This is a genomic window from Thiocapsa sp. (assembly GCF_011390875.1).
Classification (GTDB): Bacteria; Pseudomonadota; Gammaproteobacteria; order Chromatiales; family Chromatiaceae; genus Thiocapsa.
The window spans coordinates 1-5,513 of sequence record NZ_JAABRP010000273.1 but is presented as its reverse complement, the minus strand read 5'-3'; the positions used below and the strand labels follow the sequence as shown (position 1 = coordinate 5,513).

3 protein-coding genes and 1 pseudogene are annotated in these 5,513 nt (G+C 64.6%); 2 read left to right on the top strand and 2 right to left on the bottom strand.

The genetic code is table 11. The annotated features are described in order from the left end of the window. Together GPT33_RS16870 and GPT33_RS16865 are read right to left on the bottom strand one after the other, a co-directional pair. A pseudogene (locus tag GPT33_RS16870) lies at nt 1–1,362 on the bottom strand (phosphoribosylformylglycinamidine synthase); the annotation flags it as partial. Nucleotides 1,363–1,814: 452 nt separating this feature from the next. Then, nucleotides 1,815–2,156 carry a nucleotidyltransferase domain-containing protein gene (locus GPT33_RS16865; RefSeq protein WP_296811275.1) on the bottom strand — a complete coding sequence of 114 codons (342 nt, stop codon included), beginning with the start codon at nt 2,154–2,156 and terminating at the stop codon, nt 1,815–1,817. A 252-nt stretch (nt 2,157–2,408) separates the two neighbouring features. Here GPT33_RS16865 and GPT33_RS16860 point away from each other — a divergent pair, with 252 nt between their 5' ends. Together GPT33_RS16860 and GPT33_RS16855 are read left to right on the top strand one after the other, a co-directional pair. Continuing rightward, nucleotides 2,409–3,848, top strand: a complete 1,440-nt coding sequence (locus GPT33_RS16860) for a Mur ligase family protein (RefSeq protein ID WP_296811274.1) — start codon at nt 2,409–2,411, stop codon at nt 3,846–3,848. A 212-nt stretch (nt 3,849–4,060) separates the two neighbouring features. After that, nucleotides 4,061–5,251: a dicarboxylate/amino acid:cation symporter gene (locus GPT33_RS16855; protein WP_296811273.1), complete on the top strand. Its 1,191-nt coding sequence runs from the start codon at nt 4,061–4,063 to the stop codon at nt 5,249–5,251. Nucleotides 5,252–5,513 lie beyond the last annotated feature (262 nt).

The window sequence follows — 5,513 nt, the reverse complement described above, 5'->3', positions numbered from 1 at the left end:
GAGCCCGATCAGCATCGCCGGACCGCCGAGCACGATCAGCGGCGTGCCGACCGGGAAGCTGTCCTTGGCGACATGCTCGGAGCGGATGTTGCCGATGCCGCCGGCGAGCATGATGGGCTTGTGATAGCCGCGCAGCTCGGACTCGCCGTTCGGTCCGGGGATGGCCTGCTCGAAGGTGCGGAAATAGCCGGTCAGGTTAGGTCGGCCGAACTCGTTGTTGAAGGCAGCGGCGCCGATGGGCCCTTCGAGCATGATGTCGAGTGCGGAGACGATCCGGCCCGGCTTGCCGTGGTAGTCGGCCTCGGGCGGCTCCCAAGGCTGCCCGAAACCGGGAATACGCAGGTCCGAGACCGAGAAACCGCAAAGACCGGCCTTGGGCTTGGCGCCCCGCCCGGTCGCCCCTTCGTCGCGGATCTCGCCGCCCGAGCCGGTCGCCGCGCCCGGATCGGGCGCGATCGCGGTCGGGTGGTTGTGGGTCTCCACCTTCATGAGGATCTCGATGGCCTCCTCATGCTCGCCGTAGATCCCGGTCGCGGGGTCGGCGAGAAAGCGGCGCCCGTCCCAGCCCTCGATGACGGCGGCGTTGTCCTTGTATGCGGAGAGCACGCCGTCGGGCGAGACATCCGTCGTGTGGCGGATCATCTGAAAGAGCGAATGCGTCTGCGCCTCGCCGTCGATGTCCCAGCGGGCATTGAAGATCTTGTGCCGACAATGCTCCGAGTTGGCCTGCGCGAACATCATCAGCTCGACATCGGTCGGGTCGCGCTCGAGCGCCTCGAAGCTGCCGGCGAGATAGGCGATCTCGTCAGGCGAGAGCGCGAGTCCCAGCTCGCGGTTCGCCTGCCCCAGCGCCGCCTCCGGGTCCGCGCCGAGCGCGACTCGGCGCACCGGACGCGGCTCGGCGTGTGCAAACAACCGCTCGGCATCGGCGAGGTCGAAGAGCGCGATCTGGGTCATGCGGTCGTGCAGTAAAACCGCGGCCTGCTCGACGGTCGCCGCGTCGAGCACGCCGCCGTCCGCCGTCAGATAGTAGGCGGTGCCGCGCTCCAGCCGCTCGAGACCATCGAGTCCGCAGTTGTGCGCGATGTCGGTCGCCTTGGACGACCAAGGCGAGAGGGTGCCCGGCCGCGGCACGACCAGCACGAGCCGGCCGACCGGCGCGTGGCTCGGCAAGGCGGGTCCGTAGCGCAGGAGCCGCTCCAGGATTCCGCGCTGATCCTCGGCCAGCTCACCCGCGAGATCGGCGAAGTGGACATACTCCGCATAGACTTGGATCGGCGCACCGATCTGCTCGCGCAGGCTGCCGGCAAGCTTCTGAAGACGGAACTCGGAAAGGGCGGGTGCACCACGGAGGACGAGCATGGGACGTGACTCTGTATTCTGGCTCTTGATCCGACATGATACTTGAGATCCGAAGCCGGGGCTCGGAGGAGCGGACGGGCCTCGACCGTTCTGCACTCGACGCCGAAAAACCACAGGCGGGCAATCCTTGACCGGCTATCGATCCGCCGTTCCCCACCCGCAGGTTAAGGCAGGCGCGAACAGCTTATCCACACGAGCGGCCACAGGGGTTGGGGGTAACCCGGCGTTTCGTCCATGCTGCTCGCACCCGTGCGCGAATCAGGTTAAGGGTGTGCGCTGGACACGGTCGATCAGCAAGCCGACTGTTTTGATCAGAGCATCTCTGTCCAGCGGATACCCCGCATCAACCTCGTCGTAGCGAAGCTGAACAGCGAAGCTCGTGGGGTCGACAAGGCACCAAAGATCATCGACTTTCTGGCCGTGCGACTCCAAGCCGCAACAGTCGCCCCGCATCATCCCGATGGCTTGCCATAAATCACCTTTCCCTCCTTGAGCGCCTTGCTGACGACATGACCCGGGCTCTTCGATAACCGATCGACCTCGTCTCGGCTGTAAAGCAACAGATCCTTTGCGACCCCGAACCCAGCCAAACTGCGATAGAGACGACCGGCTTCCCGACCACGACTGTGCGTATCAGAGAATGGCTTACGCTCGACGACCAACAGATCGACGTCTGAGTCCCAACGACCCTCCCCGCGGGCACGCGAACCGACGAGTATGATGGCGTCGGGATCGACTTCCCGAACGATCACCGAGACCATTCGACCCAGCAGGATTTCTTCAGCGATATCCATTGGTCAGTTACTTGGTTGCCTTGGAATAGTCTAGCCATGCTGGAAGAACGCGAACTGCACTGATCAAGAATATATGCATCGTTCCGCCGCGTCATTCCCGGTGAGCCGTCGACAAACAGACCGTGCCCGGTCGTCGGAGCGCAACGCCATCGCATGACCGATTGACCCGACCAAACCTCCCTCCCTAACTCCGGGTAAGACCCCTCCAACCCGAGTATCATCCCGACCCTCCGTGCATCAGACCCGAACACCATGCCGCATCACGCCCTTTCCGATCTGCTGGCCACGCTCGATTTCGCCTGGCGGCGCGAGCCGGCCAGGCCCGGCCCCCTGGACAACATCCAATGGCGCGCAAACGCCTGCGATGCCGGGTCGATCCTCTTCTTCCAGCGCTTCGACGACGGGCGCACCGATGCCGAGATCATCGAGCGCTATCTGGCCGACAGCGCCTGCGCCGTACTGGTCAGCAACCGCATGATCGAGGGCGTCGAGCGGCTGCCCGGCAAGGGCATCTATGTCACCCACCCCGGCGATTGGGCCGAGGTCGTCGGCCGCTTCTGCGATCGCGTCTATCCGCTGGACACCGACGGCACGACCTTTCTGGGCGTCACGGGCACCAACGGCAAGACCACGACGGTCAAGTATCTGGAGGCGATCCTCTCGGCACATGGACGACCGGTCCTCTCGGTCGGGACGCTCGGCCTCTCCTTGGCGGGCGAGCCGTTGGTCAACACCGGATTCACCTCCCCGCCCCTGATCGAGCTGCGCCGTCTGCTGCACACCCATCGCGACCGTTACGCGGTGGTCGCGATGGAGGTCAGCAGTCACGCCCTGGATCAGGGCCGTGCGCACGGCATCCCGCTGCAGAACGCCGCCTGGACCAACTTCACGCAGGACCATCTGGACTATCACGGCGGCGAAGCAGCCTATTTCGCGGCCAAGGCACGCATCCTGGACATGATCGCGGACGGGGGCCGTCTTTACACGACCAGCTCGGATGTCGCCGAACGGCTGTCGGAGAAAGGCCAGCCGCGGGTTCCCGTCCAGGTCCTGCCCGCGGCAACGCTCGGCGCCGAGGCGCTCGCCGCCAAGCCTTTCCTCGCGCTCGCGTACAACCGACGGAACTATGCGCTCGCCGTCGCCTTGGCGGACGGCGTCTTGGGACCGGGCGCGCGCGAGGACTGGCGCCACCTGAGCGCGGTGGACGGACGCTTCGAATGTCGGGTCGTCGGCAACCGTACCCTGGTGGTCGACTTCGCCCACACCCCCGATGCACTAGAGACCATCCTCACCGCGATCCGCGATGCCTTCCCTCGGGCGCAGGTCGCCACCCTCTTCGGCTGCGGCGGAGACCGCGATCGTTTCAAGCGCCCGCTGATGGGTGAGGCGGTGGCGCGTCATTCCGACCACACGATCGTGACCTCGGACAATCCGCGTTTCGAGGACCCCGAGCGCATCATCGCGGATATCCTCACGGGCATGCCCGAGGCGGGTCGCGAGGTGGTGGTGGAGCGACCATGCGCGATCGCACGCCTGTTCGACTTCCTGGCCGAGCGGCCGAAGGACGAGCCCTGGGTCGCCCTCATCGCCGGCAAGGGTCACGAGCGCTATCTCGACGCCAAAGGCCACAAGACGCCCTACAGCGATCAGGACGAGATCGAGCGCAACCTGATCCGTCTCGGCTGGGTCTAAACCGCGCCCAGTGCGGTGTGCGATGTTTTTGGATGGGATCGGCCCCGGCAGCTTTTGAAGACAGCTGGAGACGGCGGGGTTTAAGAGATTAAAAAATAAATCATTTTAAACCGCGTCCACGTTAAGGGCCGTTGATGCACCAAACGTAGAGCTCACTCGAAAGTGAGCATCTCGCTCTGGACGCGGTTCAACGCCGGTCATCGAGGATGGATATGCCGATCAGTGTGCCCTTACGCCGGCTCTACTCAGTCCCCGTCGGTTTGCTGCTCGGTATCGCGCTCGCGCTGCTGGCTCCCGGCGCTGCGCCCTACGTGGCCTGGATCGGGCAGATCTTCATCTCCATCCTCAAGCTGCTGATCCTGCCGCTGATCCTGGTGTCAATTTATGCCTCGCTCTCGGGCGGGCGCGAGCTGCGGCGCATCGGCGGGCGCACCCTGATCTATTACGTCACTACCTCCGCAGTCGCCGCCGGGCTGGGGACGCTGATCGGACTCGCGTTCTCCCGCGACCTTCCCGCGGGGCTGCTCCAGCTTGAGCAGGTCGAGCCGGGTGCGGCGAGCTTCAGCGTCGAGCACCTGGTCGCGAACCTCGTCCCGAGCAATCTCTTCGCCTCGCTCGCCGACGGGAACATCCTGCACATCGTCTTCGTCGCCATCGTGTTGGCGATTGCGTCGCGGCGCATAGCCGGCGCTCAACGCGAGACCCTGCTCGCCGGCGCACGCGCCACGGACGCCCTGCTGATGCAGGTCCTGCGCGGGGTTCTGGCGCTGGCACCCGTCGGCATCGCGGCCTTGATCTACGACGGACTCGCCGGGATGGACTGGGCCGAGGTCTTTCAGCTGCACGCCTTCGTGTGGGCCGTCGCTCTGGCTGCTGTGCTGCATGCCGGAGTCGTTCTACCGACCCTGTTTCGTGTGCGCACGGGGTCTTCACCTTGGCGCTTCATCGCCGCCTGTCGTGCGCCGCTCCTGACCGCGCTGTCCACCGCGTCGAGCGCCGCGACCTATCCGGTCTCCAAGCAGGCACTTGAGGCCAACGGTGTCAGCGAGCGAGTTACAGCCTTCAGCTTGCCCCTGGGCGCCACGCTCAACATGGACGGCTCCGCCCTCTACCAGTCGATCCTGCTGATCTTCATGTCCCAGCTGGCCGGGGTCGATCTCAGTCCCGCACAGGCGCTCTTCATCGTCCTGCTCACCATGGCCTCCTCCGCCGGCACCGCAGGAATCCCTGGAGGCGGCATCGCCCTGATGGCCTTCATGCTCGATCTGCTCGGCCTGCCGCAGACCTATCTAGCCCTCTATCTCGTCGTCGATCGTTTCTTCGACTACCCCATCACCGCCGTCAACGTCTGGGGCGACCTGGTCGTCGCAGCCCTGGTCGACCGAGACCTCCGGCGGGCCTAAACCGCGTCCAGAGCGAGATGCGCATTTTCGAGTGAGCTCGACGTTTGCTTCATCGATAACCTTAACGCAGACGCGCTTTAAAATGATATATTTTTTAAAATCTTAAACCGCGCCGACTCCAGCGGTCCTCAAGTTTTCCGGGGCCGATCCCATCCAAAAACATCGCATACCGCGCTGGGCGCGGTTTAAGGAACGGTTGAATAAAAACCGAAACACGTAGGATGGGTAGAGCGACAGCGAAACCCATCCAGCCCGCGCCAAG